The 20,151-nt window shown below is 40.0% G+C and carries 15 protein-coding genes and 1 pseudogene; 4 read left to right on the top strand and 12 right to left on the bottom strand.

The genetic code is table 11. From position 1 onward, the window contains the following. Positions 1-416: 416 nt before the first annotated feature. From whiA to uvrB, 7 genes are all read right to left on the bottom strand, one after another. Positions 417-1,352: a DNA-binding protein WhiA gene (whiA, locus tag I2F89_RS15100; RefSeq protein WP_010735234.1), complete on the bottom strand. Its 936-nt coding sequence runs from the start codon at positions 1,350-1,352 to the stop codon at positions 417-419. Between the two features lie 36 nt (positions 1,353-1,388). Continuing rightward, positions 1,389-2,384, bottom strand: coding sequence for a gluconeogenesis factor YvcK family protein (locus I2F89_RS15105; protein ID WP_065096810.1), 996 nt, complete (start codon positions 2,382-2,384; stop codon positions 1,389-1,391). Next, positions 2,381-3,265, bottom strand: a complete 885-nt coding sequence (gene rapZ, locus I2F89_RS15110) for an RNase adapter RapZ (RefSeq protein ID WP_010735232.1) — start codon at positions 3,263-3,265, stop codon at positions 2,381-2,383. The genes I2F89_RS15105 and rapZ overlap by 4 nt, the downstream gene beginning before the upstream one ends. A 375-nt stretch (positions 3,266-3,640) precedes the next feature. Then, entirely contained in the window at positions 3,641-4,345 is a 705-nt protein-coding gene (locus tag I2F89_RS15115; RefSeq protein WP_074801527.1) for an amino acid racemase, read from the bottom strand. A 3-nt stretch (positions 4,346-4,348) separates the two neighbouring features. After that, positions 4,349-5,614 (bottom strand): D-aspartate ligase, encoded by a 1,266-nt coding sequence (locus I2F89_RS15120; RefSeq protein ID WP_041684221.1) that lies wholly within the window; start codon positions 5,612-5,614, stop codon positions 4,349-4,351. A 262-nt stretch (positions 5,615-5,876) separates the two neighbouring features. Then, entirely contained in the window at positions 5,877-8,696 is a 2,820-nt protein-coding gene (gene uvrA, locus I2F89_RS15125; RefSeq protein WP_195514597.1) for an excinuclease ABC subunit UvrA, read from the bottom strand. A gap of 9 nt (positions 8,697-8,705) precedes the next feature. Continuing rightward, positions 8,706-10,700, bottom strand: a complete 1,995-nt coding sequence (gene uvrB / locus I2F89_RS15130) for an excinuclease ABC subunit UvrB (RefSeq protein WP_195514598.1) — start codon at positions 10,698-10,700, stop codon at positions 8,706-8,708. Positions 10,701-10,994: 294 nt separating this feature from the next. On the opposite strand from uvrB, the gene I2F89_RS15135 reads away from it, so the two are divergent. Both I2F89_RS15135 and I2F89_RS15140 read left to right on the top strand, forming a co-directional pair. Further along, positions 10,995-12,488, top strand: coding sequence for an amino acid ABC transporter substrate-binding protein/permease (locus I2F89_RS15135; protein ID WP_074801522.1), 1,494 nt, complete (start codon positions 10,995-10,997; stop codon positions 12,486-12,488). Between the two features lies 1 nt (position 12,489). Next, a complete protein-coding gene (locus I2F89_RS15140; RefSeq protein WP_071866250.1) occupies positions 12,490-13,227 on the top strand; it encodes an amino acid ABC transporter ATP-binding protein in 738 nt (245 codons plus the stop codon). Positions 13,228-13,287: 60 nt separating this feature from the next. Here the strand turns inward: I2F89_RS15140 and I2F89_RS15145 are convergent, their stop codons facing one another. The 5 genes and pseudogenes from I2F89_RS15145 to lacG form a co-directional block, all read right to left on the bottom strand. Continuing rightward, positions 13,288-14,919, bottom strand: coding sequence for a glycosyl hydrolase 53 family protein (locus I2F89_RS15145; protein WP_195514599.1), 1,632 nt, complete (start codon positions 14,917-14,919; stop codon positions 13,288-13,290). 20 nt (positions 14,920-14,939) lie between these two features. Next, entirely contained in the window at positions 14,940-15,338 is a 399-nt protein-coding gene (locus tag I2F89_RS15830; protein ID WP_374955056.1) for a lactose/cellobiose PTS transporter subunit IIB, read from the bottom strand. Continuing rightward, positions 15,338-16,622, bottom strand: a pseudogene (locus I2F89_RS15150) (PTS transporter subunit EIIC); the annotation flags it as partial. The pseudogene I2F89_RS15150 and the gene I2F89_RS15830, both read right to left, overlap by 1 nt. Positions 16,623-16,640: 18 nt before the next feature. Then, positions 16,641-16,952, bottom strand: coding sequence for a PTS lactose/cellobiose transporter subunit IIA (locus tag I2F89_RS15155; RefSeq protein WP_010735223.1), 312 nt, complete (start codon positions 16,950-16,952; stop codon positions 16,641-16,643). A 16-nt stretch (positions 16,953-16,968) separates the two neighbouring features. Further along, positions 16,969-18,369 carry a 6-phospho-beta-galactosidase gene (gene lacG, locus I2F89_RS15160; protein WP_195514601.1) on the bottom strand — a complete coding sequence of 467 codons (1,401 nt, stop codon included), beginning with the start codon at positions 18,367-18,369 and terminating at the stop codon, positions 16,969-16,971. Positions 18,370-18,595: 226 nt separating this feature from the next. Between lacG and I2F89_RS15165 the strand changes: the two genes are divergently transcribed. Continuing rightward, positions 18,596-19,372, top strand: a complete 777-nt coding sequence (locus tag I2F89_RS15165; protein WP_071866246.1) for a DeoR/GlpR family DNA-binding transcription regulator — start codon at positions 18,596-18,598, stop codon at positions 19,370-19,372. A gap of 10 nt (positions 19,373-19,382) precedes the next feature. Then, positions 19,383-20,090, top strand: a complete 708-nt coding sequence (locus I2F89_RS15170) for an HAD family hydrolase (RefSeq protein WP_195514600.1) — start codon at positions 19,383-19,385, stop codon at positions 20,088-20,090. The last annotated feature ends 61 nt before the right edge of the window (positions 20,091-20,151 follow it).

Here is a 20,151-nt window from a genome sequence, read left to right on the forward strand (position 1 = left end):
AGACATACAAAAAACTCCTTATAAAGTAGATTTGGAATTTTGTTTTTTTCCTTGTCTACTTTATAGGGAGCATATCATGGCTTTTTCGGTCTATTTTTTCGTTGGAAGAAAGAAGTATTTTCGCTTGAACGAAACTGATGCGTTTTTTCTTGCAGGACTCGTTTGATGTTAGGATGATTTGTTAAATATGTGTGGGAAGTGATTTGACAAATATTGGCAGCATTTTCTTGTAACTCCCTCTGCCTTCTCTCCATTTAGCCTAAGTTATGCTCATGTTTGAAGAAAAGAAAAAAAGTGGTCTGATATTTGTTCCCCGTTTCGATGAAATATGAAGACATCGAAACCGATACAAATCATTCAAACCACATAGACTGCTTCTTGTCGATCATCCGTATTAAAATAAACCCCATTACTCTTTAGGATGCTTGTTCCTTTAATTTTTCAGCAAATTCGTTGATTTTTCGAATCCGATGATTGATCCCTGATTTCGAGATTGCTCCGGATGGGATCATTTCTCCTAGTTCTTTTAAACTGACTTCAGGATGTTGCAAGCGTAATTCAGCAATCTCTTGTAACTTTTCCGGAAGTGCTTGTAAACCCACTCGTGCTTCGATCAATTCAATATTTTCAATCTGTTTTGATGCTGCATCAATGGTTTTGTTCAGGTTAGCCGTCTCACAATTGACTAACCGGTTCACTGAATTTCTCATATCACGCACGATCCGCACATCTTCAAAGCGCAACATCGAATTTGTTGCCCCAATCAGAGTCAAGAAATCAGCAATTTTTTCGGCCCCTTTTAAATAAGAGATATAGCCATTACGTCTTTCTAGTGTACGTGCGTGTAAACCATAGTAATTCAACATATTACAAATATCTTGGTTATGTTGTTCGTAGATCGAATAAATCTCTAAGTGATAGCGACTTGTTTCCGGGTTATTGACTGAACCCGACGCCATAAATGCGCCACGTAAATACGAACGCATCTTTTGCGCATTTCCCATGATTTCATCGGAAACATGCCCATTGAACATCATCCCATCCATGATATCCAGATCCATCAATACATTTTTCGTTCCTTGTTTCAAGCGAACGATGTAGACATTATTCTTCTTTAATTTCATTTTCTTACGTACGAGCAGTTCGCTTCGTACTTGATAATGATCTTTTAAAAGTGAGTAGATCCGTCGAGCAATTGCGGCGTTTTCTGTCTGTACATTCAAGATGAATTGCTGGTTGACGATTCCAAGTGAGCCATTCATTCGTAATAATGCGGCTAATTCCGCTTTTGCATGTTCTCGATGGACTTCCAAACCAGTCAATTCCTTCTTGACTTCAGCTGCAAATGACACGTTATCCACCTCCTTTTCACAAAATTTTTCCTTTAATTACTTTGAGCCAAAGACGATGCGGAATAGTTCTTCGACTACCTTTTCACCATCATGGAAGACCCCACCATTTTTCAACTCTAAAAAGTCAGTCGAGATGACCCGACAATTTTCTTCTCTTAAGCCATTAAAATCATGTGCTACTTGGACAAGGTATTCATCGTAGATTTCCGGGTCCATGTAATCTTTTGGTACTTTTTCTGTATTGACTAAGACAGTATCAATAAAGGGTTGGTCTAAATGTTGATGCAACACACGAATATGATCTGCATCTGAAAAATGTTCTGTTTCCCCTTTTTGTGTCATGATATTACAGATGTATACGACCTCTGCTTTCGTTTGAAGCATGGCTTCACCAACTTCTGGTATGACTAAGTTAGGAAGAATACTCGTGAACAAGCTTCCCGGCCCTAAGACGACCATATCTGCTTCCATGATCGCAGAAACAACTTTGCGGCCTGCTTTGGCTTCACTTTCGTCTTCTGTATTACGTACGAATACCCGATCGATCGTTTTGCGGTCAACAGCGATTTTAGATTCTCCGATTGCTGTCGTTCCATCTTTGAATACCGCATGTAAGGTCAACGGCGTTTCAGAAGAGGGATAGATGTGTCCATCCACGTGCATCATTCGAGACAATAGTTGTACTGCTTCATAAGTACTCCCTCTCATTTCAGCAACTGCCGCAATGATCAAGTTACCAATGGTATGATTGGCTAAAAATTGGTCTTCTTTTTTGAAACGGTACTGAAAGATATCTTCGTAAAATTGAGGCATATCAGATAGCGAAACTAACACATTTCTTAAATCGCCTGGAGGAGCCATCGCGATCGACTGTCGGATCTCACCGCTACTACCGCCATCATCTGCGACGGTTACGATTGCCGTGATATCGGCTCCTTGATTACGTAGACTTTTCAAAATAACAGGTAAGCCTGTACCGCCTCCGACTACAACGATTTTGGGTTTTCGAATTCGGTAAGTTTTCATTTTCATGAGCGGTTCACCGTCTCTTTGCGCTTATCTTTGTCACGATGAGTTACATTGACTTTATATGTTTCACTAAGCGCTTGAGATAACCTTTCTGTTAAAGCAACTGAACGGTGTTGTCCACCCGTACAGCCAATCGCTACAGTCAAACTGCTTTTTCCTTCTTTGATGTATCCTGGCATGACTGTTTTTAATAAATCAAGGAATTTCAAATAAAATAATTCTGTTTCGTCAAAGGACATGACGTAATCATAGACTGGTTTATCTTTCCCAGTCAATGGTCTTAAATCAGCGATATAATGAGGGTTCGGTAAAAAACGAACATCCATCACAATATCTGAATCGATCGGTAACCCGTATTTGAAACCAAACGAAACAAACTCAATGCGAAATCCTTGATCATCTTTTGTTTTAAATGTTTGATTGATTTTCTCACGTAGTTGTCGTGGGGTTAAAGTCGTCGTATCAATAATGACAGAAGCTTGTGCTTTGATGTCATTTAAAATCGCCCGTTCTTTACGGATGCCTTCCGTTACTAGTCCATCCATAGCCATCGGATGTGTTCTTCGGGTTTCTTTGTAACGAGCAACCAACTCTTCGTCAGAGGCATCTAAAAATAAGACAGAGGTATCAATAAAATTTGTATTTTCGATCTCGATCAACATACTTTGGATCTCTTCAAAGAAAGAGCGTGAACGTAGATCCACACCAAGTGCCATTTTTGTGACTTTCCCTGATTCCTTGATCAGTTCCCAGAATTTTGGGATCAGTGTTGGGGGCATATTATCGATACAAAAGTACCCCATATCTTCAAAACTTTGAATGGCAACAGTTTTACCTGCCCCGCTCATTCCTGTAATGATTACTAGTTCTAAATTATCAGCCATCCGTATGGCCTCCTCTCTCGTTCTCCTATAAAATTATATCATCCCGGGCGTATCATTGCTAGTTCGAATTCGATTTCTTTGGTTTTTATTCAAAGGCTGTAAAGCAAAATCAAACGACTTCAAAATAAGCGCGAAAAGTGAGGGGCACATTAGTCCTCTCGCAGATTCTAACACTGAATAAACGATGGAAACAAAAGTAACCTCTTCGGAAATAAGGCGCCATCCACAAAAATTTGAAAAACAATTTTCGTGGATGGCGTCTTATTTCTCGAGGGGAAACATTTCTGTCTCTAACTCTTTTCGCGCTAATTTATAGGAGCTGAACCCCTGTGGATCAAACTCAGCCCACAACTATTATTACACTAAAAACGTATCTTACTTTCGAGCAGATAGTGCCATCTCGATTGTTCGATCAGCTAGTATCGACTGCGCATCGATCACAGGATAAGGATTATCGGAAGCAACTTCTTGCATCAAAGACAATTCTGTACAGCCTAAGATGATCTTTTCACACGCCAAGCGTTGAACAACTTCTTCTAGAATCTCAAAATAAAGTTCTTTGTTCAACCGATCCGCTTCTTTGATTTCATGATAAATCAAGTAGTTCACTTTTTCTTGTAGTTCTTGGTCAGGAATCACCACGTCAAAACCTAATGCTTTGATCTCTTTTTCGTAAACACCGGCAAGAATACTTCCTTGAGTTGCTAAAACAGCTACTTTACCCGTTGTTTTTTGACGGAGAAGCTCTTTTGCCGCTTCTCGTGGCATATGCAAAATCGGAATCGTCGTCTCTGCTTGTAAGTCATCAAAAAAGTAATGAGCTGTATTACAAGTCAAAACAATGAAATTCGGTTGTAGTAAATTTTGTTTTTTGACGTCCTCTACTAAATAAGGGACAGGATTTTCTTTCGTTTGATCCAAAATGTAGGCCGTTCGATCAGGAACTGTCGCATGATTGAATAATACATAGTTCAAGTAATCCTGATCTTTGGCAGCTTTGACACGATGATTGATCAAGCGGACAAAGCTTTCCGTTGCCATCGTTCCCATCCCACCTAAGATACTGAAAAAATTCTCCATGAACTAGCCTTCTTTCGAATGAAAGTATTTTTTAAATCTTGGAATATAGTTTCGGAACATATAAGTCATCAATACCCAGCGTTTAAGTGAGTGATCTTTCTCATAAAACACAGTCGTTCCATAGCGTTTTTCTTTGATCAACTGCAAGGCACGTTGTTTTTGTTCGTTCTCTTTGGCATAAGTCAAAAAGACTTTTTTAGGCACGCCCAGCCATAGCTTCGCTTGGTCTGATTGGTTCGTTCCGTAGGTCGTTTCCACGAACGGCACACCAAAGACACGGTCTTCTGTTAGAAAACGTGCTAAATTCAGGCCATTGAGCGTAACAAAGAAACTACTTCTTCCTTGACGAAGATTGATCTCAAATAATTTATATTCGCCATCTCGTGGGTCATACTTCATGTCAAAGTTTGCAAAGCCAGTGTACTCGATTTTTTCTAGAAATGCTTTGATCGTTTGGTAGATCTTCTCGTTATAGTCAGGCATGATCACGACATAGTTTCCGATAGACGCTGGTGTTGGGTCTTCAAGTAATGGATGTCCTAGACACATCATTCGTACTTGATGCTGGTCATCAACGTAGGCATTCAAGACCCGCATATTGCTGTCATCCCCAGGAATAAAGTCTTGTGCGATCATTTCGCTCGTATAGCCCGCTTCATAGATCCGACCTAGCATCAAATCAAATTCCTCGCGATTATCAATAATAAACGCTTTTTTTCGTCCCTCAAATTGGACAGATAAATATTCCACACTATTTGCCGGTTTTAGTGCTACAGGAAAATTGAAAGGTAACTCTTGTTCTAAGCGGCCATTGTTCAACATTTCTTTTCGAATGATCAATGTTTTGGGATAAGGTAACTGATATTCTTCACATATCTCATAAAAACTCACTTTATTCACTAATCGCTCGAAAAGTGAATAATCGATATAAGGACATATAAAAGTTTCAGACAGCTCCTCTTTATGCTGAGAAATCAACTCAGCATATCCGTCGCCACAAGCTATCAGTAAATATTTTTTATTTTTATCCGTATATTTTTCTTTTGCTAAACGTCTCATCGTCTCTATAAAGACCGGATCTTGATCAAATCCTGGAATCACTTCAACGTTTACGATTTTGCTATAGCGGGTAGGCGCTAATTGATTCGACGCATAGGATTGACAAACTGTGCCATATGCCTCGTGAAATGAACGGGCCATACCATAAACGTTCATATCGCTACCTAATAAAATAGGGATAAATTCATTTTTTTCATTACTGTTCATCATTATCTCTCACTAACTTAATAATCTCTTGTTTTTTCTTTTACAATTACACAAGGAATATCATACCATAAAGAAAAAAGCAATCAAAGGAATCTCCTCCGATTGCTCAATTCTTTTTTGAACGGATTGAACTTATAGGAAGTTTTTATCTATACCAATAAGTGTAGAAAGAACTACCATATAAAATATTCTAGAATACTCATGAAAAGAAAACAATACATATTGTATTCTTTTAATATTTTTTTAACTATCATCATCACTTTTATTATTTTTCCATGATTTTTTTCAAATAATGTCCTGTATAGCTTTCTTTGACTTTCACTAATTCCTCTGGTGTACCAGTCGCTAGGATCGTACCGCCACCTTCGCCACCTTCAGGTCCTAGATCGATCAAATGATCCGCTGTTTTGATGACGTCTAAATTGTGTTCAATGACTAACACAGTATTTCCTGCATCAACCAATCGTTGCAAAACATGCAATAATCGAGCAATGTCATCAGTGTGAAGCCCTGTAGTCGGCTCATCTAAAATATAAAAATTCTTCCCATTAGAAATCTTGTGCAGTTCACTCGCAAGTTTCATTCGTTGTGCTTCTCCGCCGGACAATGTCGTCGCTGGTTGTCCCATTGTGACGTAGCCTAAGCCAACATCAACGATCGTTTGTAGTTTGCGATGGATCTTAGGGATCGGTTGGAAAAACTCAACGGCATCTTCAACCGTCATCTCTAAGATATCCGCAATACTTTTTCCTTTGTAATGAACTTCTAGTGTTTCTGAGTTATAACGTTTCCCATGACAGACTTCGCATGGGACATACACATCTGGTAAGAAATGCATTTCGATCTTGATGATCCCATCACCGCGACAAGCTTCACAGCGACCACCTTTCACGTTGAAACTGAAACGGCCTTTTTTGTAACCACGCATCTTCGCTTCATTGGTTTGAGCAAACAGATCACGGATATCATCAAAGACACTCGTATAAGTCGCCGGATTACTTCTTGGTGTCCGACCGATCGGGCTTTGATCGATATCAATGATTTTTTCGATTCCTTCATAACCAGTTATCGTTTTGAACTTTCCTGGTTTGGCTGAGTTCCGATTGATTTTTTGTGCTAATGCCTTCTTCAAGATACTGTTCACAAGCGTACTTTTTCCTGAACCAGAGACGCCAGTGACCGCCACGAATTCACCCAAAGGAAACTCAACGGACACATTTTTCAAGTTGTTTTCTGTCGCACCTGTGATCTTGATCGCTTTACCTGTACCTTTTCGTCTTGTTTCAGGAACAGGGATCGATTTTTTGCCAGACAGATATTGTCCGGTCAATGAATGTTTATCCTTAGCAACTTGAGCGGGTGTCCCAGCAGAAACGATCTCGCCACCTTGATGTCCTGCACCAGGACCAACATCGATCAAATAATCGGCTGCACGCATCGTATCTTCATCATGTTCCACAACCACTAAGGTATTGCCAAGATCTCGCATTTTCTTCAATGAACCGATCAAGCGATCATTGTCCCGTTGATGTAAGCCAATGGAAGGCTCATCTAAGATATAAAGAACTCCCGATAGATTTGAACCGATTTGTGTGGCTAAACGAATCCGTTGCGCTTCGCCACCTGATAAAGTGCCCGAAGCACGACTAAGTGTCAAATAATCAAGACCGACATTTTCTAAGAATGACAAACGGTCATTGACTTCTTTTAGAATCGGACGAGCGATGACTTTTTCTTGCTCTGATAAAGTTAGATTTTCAAAAAATTCAACGGCATGTTGGATCGACAACTCATTCGTCTGACCAATATTCGTCCCATTGATCTGTACGGATAAAGCTTGTGGATTCAATCGATAACCGTCACAAGTCTTACACGTCAATTCTGTCATGTAAAGACGCATTTGTTCTCTCGTAAAATCGCTGTTCGTATCATGGTAACGGCGTTTGATATTGGTCATCACGCCTTCAAATGACGTTTCAACATCTCTCACTCCACCGAAATCATTTTCGTAGTGAAAATGGAAGGGCTCTGAGGTACCATTCAACACGATTTCTTGATGTTCAATAGGTAAGTTTTCAAATGGTGTATCCATATCGATCCCATAACTTTCGCAAGCTTGTGCCAGCATTTGTGGATAATATTGCGAACTGATGGGATTCCAAGGGATGATTGCTCCTTCGTTCAATGTTTTTGTTTTATCTGGGATCACTAGATCGATATCGACTTCTAATTTGACTCCCAAACCATCACAATCCGGACATGCGCCAAATGGTGCATTGAAAGAAAACAAGCGCGGTTCTAATTCTCCTACTGTAAACCCACAGTACGGACACGCATAATGTTCGCTAAAGAGCATCTCTTCTTCGCCAATCACATCGATCAATACATAGCCATCCGCTAAACGAAGCGCTGCTTCGATCGAATCGAATAAACGAGAGCGGACGCCTTCTTTCACCACGATTCGGTCAATCACGATCGCAATATCGTGTTTTTTATTTTTCTCTAATTCAGGTACTTCACTAACGTCATAGGTTTCTCCGTCTACACGGACACGAACATACCCTTCTTTTTGGACACGTTCAAATACTTTTTTGTGTTGTCCTTTTTTCTTTACCACGATCGGTGCTAAAATTTGGATCTTCGTCCGATCAGGCAGTTCTAGCACTTTGTCCACCATTTGTTCGACGGATTGACTAGTGATCTCAATATGGTCATTTGGACAGATCGGATGACCGACCCTAGCAAATAACAAACGTAAATAATCGTTGATCTCTGTCACTGTCCCTACGGTAGACCGAGGGTTTTTACTGGTTGTTTTTTGATCGATCGAGATTGCTGGGCTAAGTCCATCAATACTATCAACATCCGGTTTATCCATTTGTCCCAAAAATTGACGGGCATACGCAGATAAACTTTCAACATATCGGCGTTGTCCCTCTGCGTATAATGTGTCAAAAGCAAGTGAACTTTTCCCTGAACCGGATAATCCGGTGACGACCACGAATTTATCACGTGGGATCGTCACATCGATATTCTTTAAATTGTGCGCTCTTGCGCCATGAATAATAATTTTATCGTTAGCCATGTTTACCCCCTACTCAGATGCTTTTAATTCAAGAATCATATCACGTACATTGGCTGCAGTCTCGAAATCCAATGCTTTCGCTGCATCTTTCATTTCTTTTTCTAGTTTCATCAATAATGTTGCTTTTTCTTCTCTTGTCATCTCTTCATAAGAAACTTGCACCGTTTCTTTTGCATCATCTTCTGATTCTTTCGTAATCGAGATCAAGTCTCGGATTTCTTTGATGATCGTTTTCGGAACGATGCCATGGTCCTCATTGTATTGTTGCTGGATACTACGACGTCTTGACGTTTCATCCATGGCTAAACGCATGGAATCAGTGACTCTGTCCGCATACATGATGACTTTACCTTCTGAGTTACGTGCCGCACGTCCGATGGTTTGGACTAATGAACGTTCACTTCGTAAGAACCCTTCTTTATCGGCATCTAAAATAGCGACTAACGATACCTCAGGCACATCTAATCCTTCACGTAGTAAGTTGATACCAACTAATACGTCAAACTCGCCTAAACGAAGATCACGAATGATCTCTGTCCGTTCTAATGTTTTGATATCGCTATGCAAGTATTTTACTTTGATCCCTAACTCTTTGAAGTAATCGGTCAAGTCTTCTGACATCTTTTTCGTCAACGTGGTCACAAATACCCGTTGGTCTTTTTCAACTCGCTCATTGATCTCACCTACCAAATCGTCGATCTGACCCATGATTGGTCGTACCTCGATGACTGGATCTAATAATCCTGTTGGTCGAATGATTTGTTGGACCACTGTATCTGTTTGTTCGTACTCATAAGGTCCAGGAGTAGCAGAAACATAGACGATCTGGTTGACATGTTTCTCAAATTCTTCTAGACGTAAGGGACGGTTATCTAGTGCAGATGGCAAGCGGAAGCCATAATCGACTAGCATTTGTTTTCTCGCACGGTCTCCGTTATACATTCCACGGATCTGTGGCATCGTCACATGAGATTCATCAATGACCATCAGCGCATCCTCAGGGAAGAAATCTAATAACGTATACGGCGGTTCGCCTTCTTTACGGCCATCCATATGACGTGAATAGTTTTCGATCCCAGAAGTATAGCCCATCTCTAACATCATCTCGATGTCATAGTTCGTCCGTTGTTCTAAGCGTTGCGCCTCTAATAATTTGTTCTCATTACGCAACACAGTCAAGCGTTGTTCCAGTTCTGCTTTGATATTGGCGACCGCATGTTCCATATGATCGTCATCAGTGACAAAGTGAGTAGCGGGGAAAATAGCGACGTGTTCTGTTTCGCCTAATACTTCACCTGTCAACGCATTCACTTCACGGATTCTTTCGACTTCATCGCCAAAAAATTCAACGCGTAATGCTCGCTCATCACGTGAAGCTGGAAAGATCTCCACGACATCACCACGCACTCGAAAACGACCGCGCTGAAAATCAATATCGTTTCGCTCAAATTGGATGCTGACTAGATCTCGGATCAATTGATTACGGTCCATCTCCGCACCTTGTCTGATCGACACGACTTGTTTTTGATATTCAAATGGTGAACCTAACCCAAAAATACAAGAAACCGAAGCAATCACGATCACGTCATTTCGTTCTAACAATGAACTTGTGGCGGAATGACGCAATTTATCGATTTCATCGTTGACACTTGAATCTTTTTCAATGTACGTATCACTCGAAGGTACATAGGCTTCTGGTTGATAATAATCATAGTAAGAAACAAAATATTCGACCGCATTGTTCGGAAAGAACTCTTTAAATTCCCCATATAATTGGCCAGCAAGTGTCTTATTATGTGCAATGATCAAAGTTGGTTTATTTACTTTTTCGATCAAATTAGATATCGTATAGGTTTTCCCTGTTCCGGTCGCACCTAATAAAATCTGCGCTTTTTCACCCTCATTTACACCTTCGACCAACTGCTTGATCGCTTCTGGTTGATCGCCGGCTGGTTGGTATTTTGACACCAACTCAAAATGACGGGAGGTATCTCTTTCAATCATTGTTCGTCCTCCTTTTCGTTCATTCCTTCTCTCATTTCATCAAAAAAAGAAAAGGAAAGCAAAGGCATTCCTTGTTCCTCTATTATATCACGGCGAACATACTTTCGCCAATTGAAAGTTTTGGATCTTACCTGTAATCTCCTTCTTTTATCGCATGTCATGTTTTCTTACATAGCATGTAATAAATCGCTACTTTTTTAAATTATTTTTTCTTGGAATCTTGTGTTAGGAATATCTTTTCGCCTATAATAGTTAAATATTGGAAATTATCGAAATTTATATAGGAGGTTATTTATGAAAAAAAGAAACATGTTACAGACATTCCTTTTCATAATGACAGGACTTGTTACATTCGCTCTGCATACGCCTGTGCAAGCTGACGAGACGCAATCGACTACAGCAACTAGCGAGACGATGCAAAAAATAGAACCTAAAAAAGACGTTTATGTGATTGCAAGTGATTCGGCCTTCGCTCCATTCGAGTACCAAAATGCGGATGGCGAATATGTGGGGATCGATGTCAGCTTAATGGAAGCTATCTCAGAAATGCATGGGTTCAATATCCGCATGGACTTCCGCGGTTTCTCTGCTGCGTTACAGGCATTGGAATCCGGACAAGCAGATGGAATGATCGCGGGGATGACGATTACAGATGAACGTAAAAAAACGTTTGATTTTTCAGACCCTTATTTCCAAAGTGGTATCCAAATCGCAGTCAAAAAAGGCAATACTTCGATCAAGTCTTATGAAGACTTAGATGGAAAAACAGTCGGTGCGAAAGTTGGTACCGAAAGTGCAGATTTCTTGGTCGCTAACCAAGAGAAATACGGCTACGAAATCAAATATTTCGATGCCGCAGATCAGCTATATGATAGTTTGAGAGTCGGAGCAATTGACGCAATGATGGATGACTATCCAGTAATCGGTTATGCGATCAAAAATGGTCAGGAATTAGAAACGCCAATCGAACGAGAAACTGGCGGCTCTTATGGTTTCGCAGTGAAAAAAGGAGAAAATCCTGAATTATTAGAAATGTTCAACGAAGGCTTAAAAGAATTAAAACGAACAGGTCAATATGACGAGATCATCAATCAATACATCTCTACAGACGAAAGTGCAGCAGCACCAGCTGTTGATGAATCGACATTGACTGGCTTGATCCAAAACAATTACAAAGCGCTATTGAAAGGCTTATGGCAAACGATCCTATTAACCTTGATTTCATTTGCACTAGCTTTAGTTGTCGGCGTAATCTTCGGTCTTTTCAGTGTTGCACCGATCCGCGCCTTACGAACAGTTGCAAGCATCTATGTAGATATCATTCGCGGAATTCCGATGATGGTACTTGCTTTCTTCATCTTTTTCGGTCTACCAAGTATCGTGGGCTTTACGATTCCTGACTTTATTGCAGGGATCATCACATTGACCTTGAACGCGAGTGCCTATATCGCCGAAATCGTACGTGGCGGGATCAATGCTGTTCCTACAGGACAAATGGAAGCTTCACGAAGTTTAGGTCTGTCTTATAACCGTACGATGCAAAAAATCATTTTACCACAAGCATTTAAAATCATGATTCCATCGTTCGTCAACCAATTCGTGATCTCATTGAAAGATACGACGATCATTTCAGCGATCGGTGTGGTCGAGTTGTTACAAACTGGACGGATCATCGTTGCTCGTACCACTCAAAGTACGTATGTCTACTTGATCATCGCAGTAATGTACTTGATCTTGATCACTGCATTGACGAAATTAGCGAAAGTTTTAGAAAAGAAGGTGAAATAAGATGACAGAAAAAATCTTAGTCGAACATCTTGTAAAAAAATATGGAGACAACACTGTCTTGAACGACATCAACGTGTCGATCAATGAAGGCGATGTTGTTTGTGTGATCGGACCTTCTGGTTCAGGTAAAAGTACTTTTTTACGTTGTTTGAACCGTTTAGAAGATCCAACATCCGGTGATATCATCATTGATGGTGCTCATTTGATGGATAAAAACACAGATATCAACTTAGTAAGGCAACATATAGGCATGGTATTCCAGCATTTCAATCTTTTCCCACATCTTTCTGTGTTGGAAAACATCGTTTTAGCACCGATGGATCTAAAAAAACTCTCTCGTGAAGAAGCAGAGAAAAAAGCAATCAAATTGTTAGAAACAGTTGGCTTAGAAGACAAAAAAGATATGTACCCAGATAACTTATCTGGTGGACAAAAACAACGGGTTGCTATTGCTCGTGCATTAGCAATGAATCCCGATATCATGCTCTTTGATGAACCTACTTCAGCCTTGGACCCAGAAATGGTCGGCGATGTATTGAATGTCATGAAAAAATTAGCGAAACAAGGAATGACTATGGTCATCGTGACACACGAAATGGGCTTTGCTAAAGAAGTCGCTAACCGTGTCATGTTTATAGATGGCGGCAACTTCCTTGAAGATGGCACACCACAACAAATCTTTGAAGATCCGCAAAATGAGCGAACGAAAGATTTCTTGGATAAAGTATTAGATATCTGATCGACTAAAGAAAGCCCCTAAGAACGTCTGGAAAAACCAAGCGTCCTTAGGGGCTCTTTACTATTGATTTTTAACGAATGTTACATGATCCACCGATACCCATCCTTGCGCTTTTGCATCAATATAAATGCCAATCTCACTCGTGCCGGAAGTAACCGGTATATCTTTGATCGTTACTTTTGTCCACTCGCCACTTTTAGCGATCGAAGCCTTCAGCTCTTTCCCACCATGATTTTTGACATACATCTGACTAGCGGTCAAATCGCCACCTGCCATGGTATAAGCAGTTAATGTGTACGTTCCCTTGCTTAATCCATCAACAGTTTGATAGATCGACATTTGATACGCTTGATCATCCCAAAAGGTTGCTTTATACGCTCCGGAAAACCCACCAGTTTCAGTTTTCAATGTATCAATTGCTGCACCATTGCCTCGCCACACAGACCAATTTGCCGGTGTGTTCGTGAAACCGTCATTTTCAAAACTAGGATTTTTCAGAATATTTTGCTGTCTCCCTGCTTCTTGAAACGCTTTTAAGCTAGGAAGTGCTTGCCCATTGAAATCAAACATTGCCTGGTTATCCCACTCATTTCCTGTTTGGGATTGTACGCCTAAATAGTTCATTCCAGCAGCTGTTGCCCAAGAGACATTACCGTTATACCATAAAGGTTCCCAATAGAAAAAGCCATTCCCTTTCTCATTTGGCACGGTTTGGATACGAGTCACCAAATCATTTAAATATTCTCGTTGCCCTGCTGGTGTTGCCGCATATCCTCCTGCAATCTCTTGTTCTGGTCCAAAAGCATTGGGCATACTATCCGCATTGGCAGTTGTGTGTCCATATGCAGTCTCTACCACATTGACTTCTTTATCATATCTGGCACTGATTGTGTTCATTGTCGTTTGCAAGGCATTCATCGAGCCATGCCAATAAGGATAATAGGAAAGGCCGATCAAATCGTAATCTACCCCACGTTTTGTAATCTCATCAAACCACCAAGTAAAGACATCCGTATCTCCACCATCAGCTAAATGCAGCATGATTGGGGTGTCGACTGGTTGCGTTTCTTTTACTCCCCGAATCCCAGACTTCAAGAAAGTGGCTAATCGATCAAACTCGCCACCTCCTTCCCCCCATGATTTTCCATGAGGCCAAAGCATGCCGCTGTTCAATTCATTGCCTATCTGGACCATATCAGGATATACACCATTGTTTTTCATTTCTGTCAATACACTTTTCGTATAACCGTATAGGGCTGCATCAAGTTGCTCAAAGCTATAGTTTTCCCATGCTTTCGGAAGGTTTTGTTTCCCAGGGTCCACCCAGAAATCACTATAATGAAAATCAAGTAACACTTTCAATCCTAGGTTTTTCGCACGTTTCGCCAAAGCAATCGTCGTGTTCAAATCATTCGTGCCTGCACCATATGAATTCCCTTGATCATCATAAGGATCTTGCCATAATCGCAAACGAACATAGTTGACGCCATTGTTCTTTAGAATCTGTAATGCATCTTTTTTCACACCATTTTCGTAATACCCTGCACCAGATTTTTCCATATCCGCTAATATCGAGATATCTGCTCCACGTATCAATTCCTTTGCCTCCACTTGCTTTGTGCCTAATGCTACACTGACTAATGAAACAAATAATCCGACAACCAACACTCGCCAACCTTTTACTTTGTTCATTTAACGATCTCTCCTTTGATTTAAAATTGATCTAAAACAAACCGAACAGCTTTCTCAGGATCTCTTGTCAAACCAATGTATTCTGCACCTTTTGTGGCAACCAATTTAATCCCTAAACGATCTGTGTCTTCCTTGATGTCCTCATAGTAAGATTGGACTTGCGGAGCCAAAACGATCATATCAAAGTCTTCCATCATCTCGTAATGAGAACCGTAAGCACCTGCTAAAGCACTGATTGGTGCATCAAATTCTTTTGCTCCTTCTTTCAAAGCATTTGCAAGCATAGCACTTGTACCTGCGCCTGCGCATAAAACTAATACATTGATTTCTTTACCTGAATCAGCCAAAGAACTCGCTTCTGTTGCTAATACTTCATTCGCCGGAATCGTCACGGTCACTTTTGTTTCGTTTTCTTGCATGGCTACTTGTTCTGCTTGTCGCGCTTCTTGCTCGACTAGCGTCGCATCATACGCCTTACAGAATGGGAAATAGATGGCAAAGTCGACGAGAATCAAAACTGCGGCTAATACAAACGCCAAAACCCCCATGCCAGTTCCTAAGACTAAACCAATCGGAGCTGGCGTTGCCCAAGGTAAGACATACATGAAACTATTCATTCCAAACACATCAACAAAAAACTTGAACAAGCAAACGTTTACAATCGGCGTCAATAAAAATGGAACAAAGAAATACGGATTCAAAATCATCGGTGCCGCAAACAACAACGGCTCATTTACTGCAAAGCTGACTGGAATAACTGAAGCTTTACCAACCGCTTTTAACTGTTTGGATTTTGCAAATAGCAAAAAGATAAACGGAACGACTAAAGTCGCACCTGTTCCACCCATCGTTCCGACAAAATTCCCCAATCCAACAGTCAATACATGTGAAGCTTGTTCCCCGGAATTAAACAGTTGTAGATTGGTTTCGACATTCGCATAAATGATCGCTGCAATCGCTGGTTCAACGATCGATGGACCATGGACACCAACAAACCAGAAAAATGCCATAGCACCCCAGATCACGGCTATCCCCAAATAGCCATCTGCTGCTGTAAATAGTGGTTGCAATAAAGTGATGATGGCTTCTGCAAAAGAGATGCCAAAAAGACTACGTGCAGCTAAGTCGACCAACACGGCGGCAAAGACAGAAAATGAAAATGGAAAAATATCGCGGAACGTTTGAGAAATTGTTCCTGGTACTTCTTTTGGCATCTTGATCGTAATATCTTTTCGTACACAAAACTTATAAATGTTTACAGTAATAAATGCAGCGATGAACGAAGCAAGCAACCCTTTCGTTCCCATATATTCTGTTGAAAAACCACCTTCGATCGGTGAAACACTCAACAATAAGAAACTAACTAAAGAAGCAAGCATTACCGATGTAGTATTGATGATTTTATTTTTCGGCATTCTCCGATTCATCGATTCAGCTAAACAGCGTGCAGTAGTTGTAGAAACTAATATGCCTACGACCCCCATCGAATAATTGTAGATTTTCCACAACCAGGTCGATACTCCTTCTGGCCATTGAAAACCAAAAATCTCAGGAACTGCCGCAATCAAAATAAAGATACTTGAAAATAAAATTGCTGGCATAGCCGTCAAGAATCCATCTCTGACCGCACCTAAGTAAATGTTACGTGAGATTTTTTCAAAGATCGGTTTGCCTTTTTCAATTTGCTTGATGATCCCATTCATGCTTTTCACTCCTAGTGATTATTTGTTTTTATATAACTCAATGAAATCTTGGATCAAATCTCTTAGCAATAAAGTAGTCATCAAGTGATCTTGTCCATGGATAAAAATAAATCCCATATCCATATCTTTTCCTGAAGCCTCTTCTGCTAAGATCTTTGTTTGCGAATTATGGGCTAATGTCAAATTCTCATCTGCATCCTTCAAGGCTTCTTCCACACGATCAAATTTTCCTTGACGGACTTCTCTTAATAATGTGAGTAACGTACTACGTGCATCCCCTGAATAAGCCACGATCTCAAAACCTAACATTTGCAATTCTTCTTTATTCATCTTCCATTCCTCCAACTTAAATGATTGTTTTTGTTTCACTGACGAATTTGTACCAATAGGCGGACTCTTTAGGGTAACGTTTTTGTGTTTCGAAATCGACATAGAAGAGTCCGTATCGTTTGTTGTAACCATTTGACCAAGAGAACAAATCCATTAACGACCATAGGAAATAGCCTTTCACGTTTACTCCAGCAGATATAGCTTGGCTCAATGATTCTAAATAGACTTTCAAATATTCGATCCGCGGTTGGTCCATGATTACACCATCATCGAACTGATCTTTGAATCCCATCCCATTTTCAGTGATGTAGATTTTATTGTAGTGAGGATAATCTTCCTTGATACGTAACAATAGATCATATAACCCTTCTGGATAGATCAACCAGTCCCAATCCGTTCGAGGAATTCCTTCTTTATAGATCCGTTCTCCAATTCCTTTTACTTTATAAACAGAAGTTCCTTTGTCCCCTGTTCCATTATGATGGATCGCATTCTCTCCATGATACGCTTTGACAAAGTGACATTGATAATGGTTGATACCCAAGTAATCATTACGGTGCGAGGCACGCTTCATCTCCGCCAGATCCTCTTCCGGAAACTCATAACTTGCGTCGTTCGCTTCACAAATCTCAGCAAGTGCTGACAATGTTTCATCAGAGTAATATCCTAAGTAAGTGGCATCTAGTAGAAAACGGATCGACAACGCATCATCTAAGAATGCTGCATGTTGATCTTCCAAAGCGTCCGATGCAGGATATTTCGTTTCTAAAGAATGAACCACACCAATTTCACCGGCATATCCCTCGTCCTTGAACAAGTTCACCACCCTTGCGTGCGCATACATCATGTTATGCAAACAAGCAATGATTTTGGTAAAATCATAGGTGATTCCTGGTGGGAAAATCCCTAATAAATATTGATTCGTTGCCACTGGATAAATCTCGTTGAATGTACTCCAGTAACGTACTTCTTTAAATTCATCAAAGCAAAATTTTGCATACGCAACAAACGCTTCTATATTGTCTCTATTTAAAAAATCACCCTGATCAAATAAAACTTTTGGAGTATCAAAATGATGGAGCGTCACAAAAGGAAGTACACCATGTTTCTCACAAGCTGCAAAGACCTTATGGTAAAATGCCACACCCTCTTCATTCACTTTCCCAGTTCCATCAGGAAAAATACGACTCCACGCAATGGATAAACGTAACCCATTCACACCAAACTTCTCACATAATTCAATATCTTTTTCATATTGATGATAGAAATCACTTGCCGGATCAGGACTGAATCTTCCTTGTTTCTCTAAAAACTCGTCCCAAGCAACTTCACCTTTTCCGCCTTCTTTTGTTGCACCTTCTACTTGGTATGCCGCTGTTGCTCCGCCAAAAATAAAATCTTCTGGTAATTTCAGCATCTCTTCCCCTACCTTCTTGTCTACTAATTTATATAACAACACGAATTGTAATCGCATTCAAAACATTTGTCAACAAAAACAAACAAATTCAATCAATAAATTGCATTTATTTGAAATAAAAGCGGGAATTGTTTGTTTAGGTTGATTATTTTTGTTTGCATGTGTTTGTTTTTGTTGACCTACATTCTATTCTATGGTAGATTATTTGTGAATTGGGAGTGATTAGATGTTAAAAAGAGAGCGCTTACTAACAATTAGTGAGATGGTGAATAAAAAAGGGATTTTAACGGTCAGTGAGATCATCGAACAATTGAATGTCTCTGATATGACCGTTCGTCGAGATTTGGATGAGCTAGAAAAGTCAGGAAAATTATTGCGTATCCATGGCGGGGCCCAAAGTCTCACCTATACCCTCGACCAAGAATTATCACATACAGAAAAATCAGTCATGCAAATCAAAGAAAAGCAACAGATTGCGGCAACAGCTGCACAGTTGATCAATGAAGGCGACACAGTCTTTTTGGGCCCAGGAACAACGATCGAGTTATTAGCTTCTCACTTGATCCACAGAAAACTGCGGATCATTACGAATAATTATGCCGTTTTTGAAGTGTTAGCCCAAGCAGAAGTTCCCGAAATTTTGTTGATCGGTGGCGACTTTCGAAAAAACACTGGTGCATTTGTCGGCCCCATCACCAACGATAACCTCAGAAAACTGAAGTTCACCAAATCATTTATCAGCGCTAACGGTGTGCATAATGAAGCAATCTCAACCTATAGTACCGAAGAAGGTGAAGCTCAACAAATTGCCTTGAACCATTCGAAAAATAAATACTTATTAGTGGATCACCAAAAATTTAATCGCGATGACTTTTATATCTTTTATCAATTACATGATTTTGATTTACTGATTACTGATCCACACATCAAACCACATGTGAAAGATCATTATTCGCAATATGTCCAAATAAAATTAGCGGAATCGCTAGAAAATGAACTTTAGGAGTGAACGTATGAAAGGAATTATTTTTGATTTTAACGGGACGATGTTCCAAGACTCCCATTTACATGAAGCGGCTTGGGTCCAAATGATCCATCATTATTCTAAAAAAGAGCTTTCTGATGAAGACATTGTTAAAAATATCCATGGACGTACCAATAGTGAGATATTGAATTATTTTATCTCCCCTACTTTATCGAAAGAAGAAGTCGAGAAACTATCAAACGAGAAAGAGGCATATTATCGCACTCTTTGCTTAGAAAAACCGGATGATTTAGTGCTGACGCAGGGATTGATCGGTACTTTGGACATATTAAAAGAGGAAAACATCCCGATCACGATCGCTACAGCTACAGTCAAAGATAACGTTGAATTTTATTTTGAGATTTTTGATTTAGCAAGATGGTTTGAATTTGATCAAGTCGTTTACGATGATAATACTTTCCCAGGTAAACCACAACCTGATATCTTTATCAAAGCCGCAAAAAAATTAGCTCTTGAACCAAAAGATTGCTTGGTCATTGAAGATGCTTATTCTGGACTTTTAGCAGCCAAGCGTGCAAATATCGGTACGATCATAGCCATTGATCCATTTGGGAAAAATCGCCAGTTATTCTCCAATCAAGAACTAAGAAAAGATGGTGTGATAGAGAATTTTGATGATTTCTATCTCAATTTCTTCTCCACTGCAACTTCATCAAAAAAGAGAGTGGGACAATAGTCCTTTCTCAAAAATAGAAATGAGTCCAATTTTGATGTGTTTTGTCAAAATTGGACTCGTT

The organism is Enterococcus sp. 1001283B150225_161107_E12 (assembly GCF_015556925.1).
GTDB classification, from domain to species: Bacteria; Bacillota; Bacilli; order Lactobacillales; family Enterococcaceae; genus Enterococcus_B; species Enterococcus_B mundtii.

What these genes read in the sequence shown, in the direction of transcription:
- I2F89_RS15105 (WP_065096810.1), bottom strand. Translation starts at nt 2,384, where the DNA reads ATGAAAATGAAAACTTACCGAATTCGAAAACCCAAAATCGTTGTAGTC.
- rapZ (WP_010735232.1), bottom strand. Translation starts at nt 3,265, where the DNA reads ATGGCTGATAATTTAGAACTAGTAATCATTACAGGAATGAGCGGGGCA.
- I2F89_RS15115 (WP_074801527.1), bottom strand. Translation starts at nt 4,345, where the DNA reads ATGGAGAATTTTTTCAGTATCTTAGGTGGGATGGGAACGATGGCAACG.
- I2F89_RS15120 (WP_041684221.1), bottom strand. Translation starts at nt 5,614, where the DNA reads ATGATGAACAGTAATGAAAAAAATGAATTTATCCCTATTTTATTAGGT.
- uvrA (WP_195514597.1), bottom strand. Translation starts at nt 8,696, where the DNA reads ATGGCTAACGATAAAATTATTATTCATGGCGCAAGAGCGCACAATTTA.
- uvrB (WP_195514598.1), bottom strand. Translation starts at nt 10,700, where the DNA reads ATGATTGAAAGAGATACCTCCCGTCATTTTGAGTTGGTGTCAAAATAC.
- I2F89_RS15135 (WP_074801522.1), top strand. Translation starts at nt 10,995, where the DNA reads ATGAAAAAAAGAAACATGTTACAGACATTCCTTTTCATAATGACAGGA.
- I2F89_RS15140 (WP_071866250.1), top strand. Translation starts at nt 12,490, where the DNA reads ATGACAGAAAAAATCTTAGTCGAACATCTTGTAAAAAAATATGGAGAC.
- I2F89_RS15145 (WP_195514599.1), bottom strand. Translation starts at nt 14,919, where the DNA reads ATGAACAAAGTAAAAGGTTGGCGAGTGTTGGTTGTCGGATTATTTGTT.
- I2F89_RS15830 (WP_374955056.1), bottom strand. Translation starts at nt 15,338, where the DNA reads ATGCAAGAAAACGAAACAAAAGTGACCGTGACGATTCCGGCGAATGAA.
- I2F89_RS15155 (WP_010735223.1), bottom strand. Translation starts at nt 16,952, where the DNA reads ATGAATAAAGAAGAATTGCAAATGTTAGGTTTTGAGATCGTGGCTTAT.
- lacG (WP_195514601.1), bottom strand. Translation starts at nt 18,369, where the DNA reads ATGCTGAAATTACCAGAAGATTTTATTTTTGGCGGAGCAACAGCGGCA.
- I2F89_RS15165 (WP_071866246.1), top strand. Translation starts at nt 18,596, where the DNA reads ATGTTAAAAAGAGAGCGCTTACTAACAATTAGTGAGATGGTGAATAAA.
- I2F89_RS15170 (WP_195514600.1), top strand. Translation starts at nt 19,383, where the DNA reads ATGAAAGGAATTATTTTTGATTTTAACGGGACGATGTTCCAAGACTCC.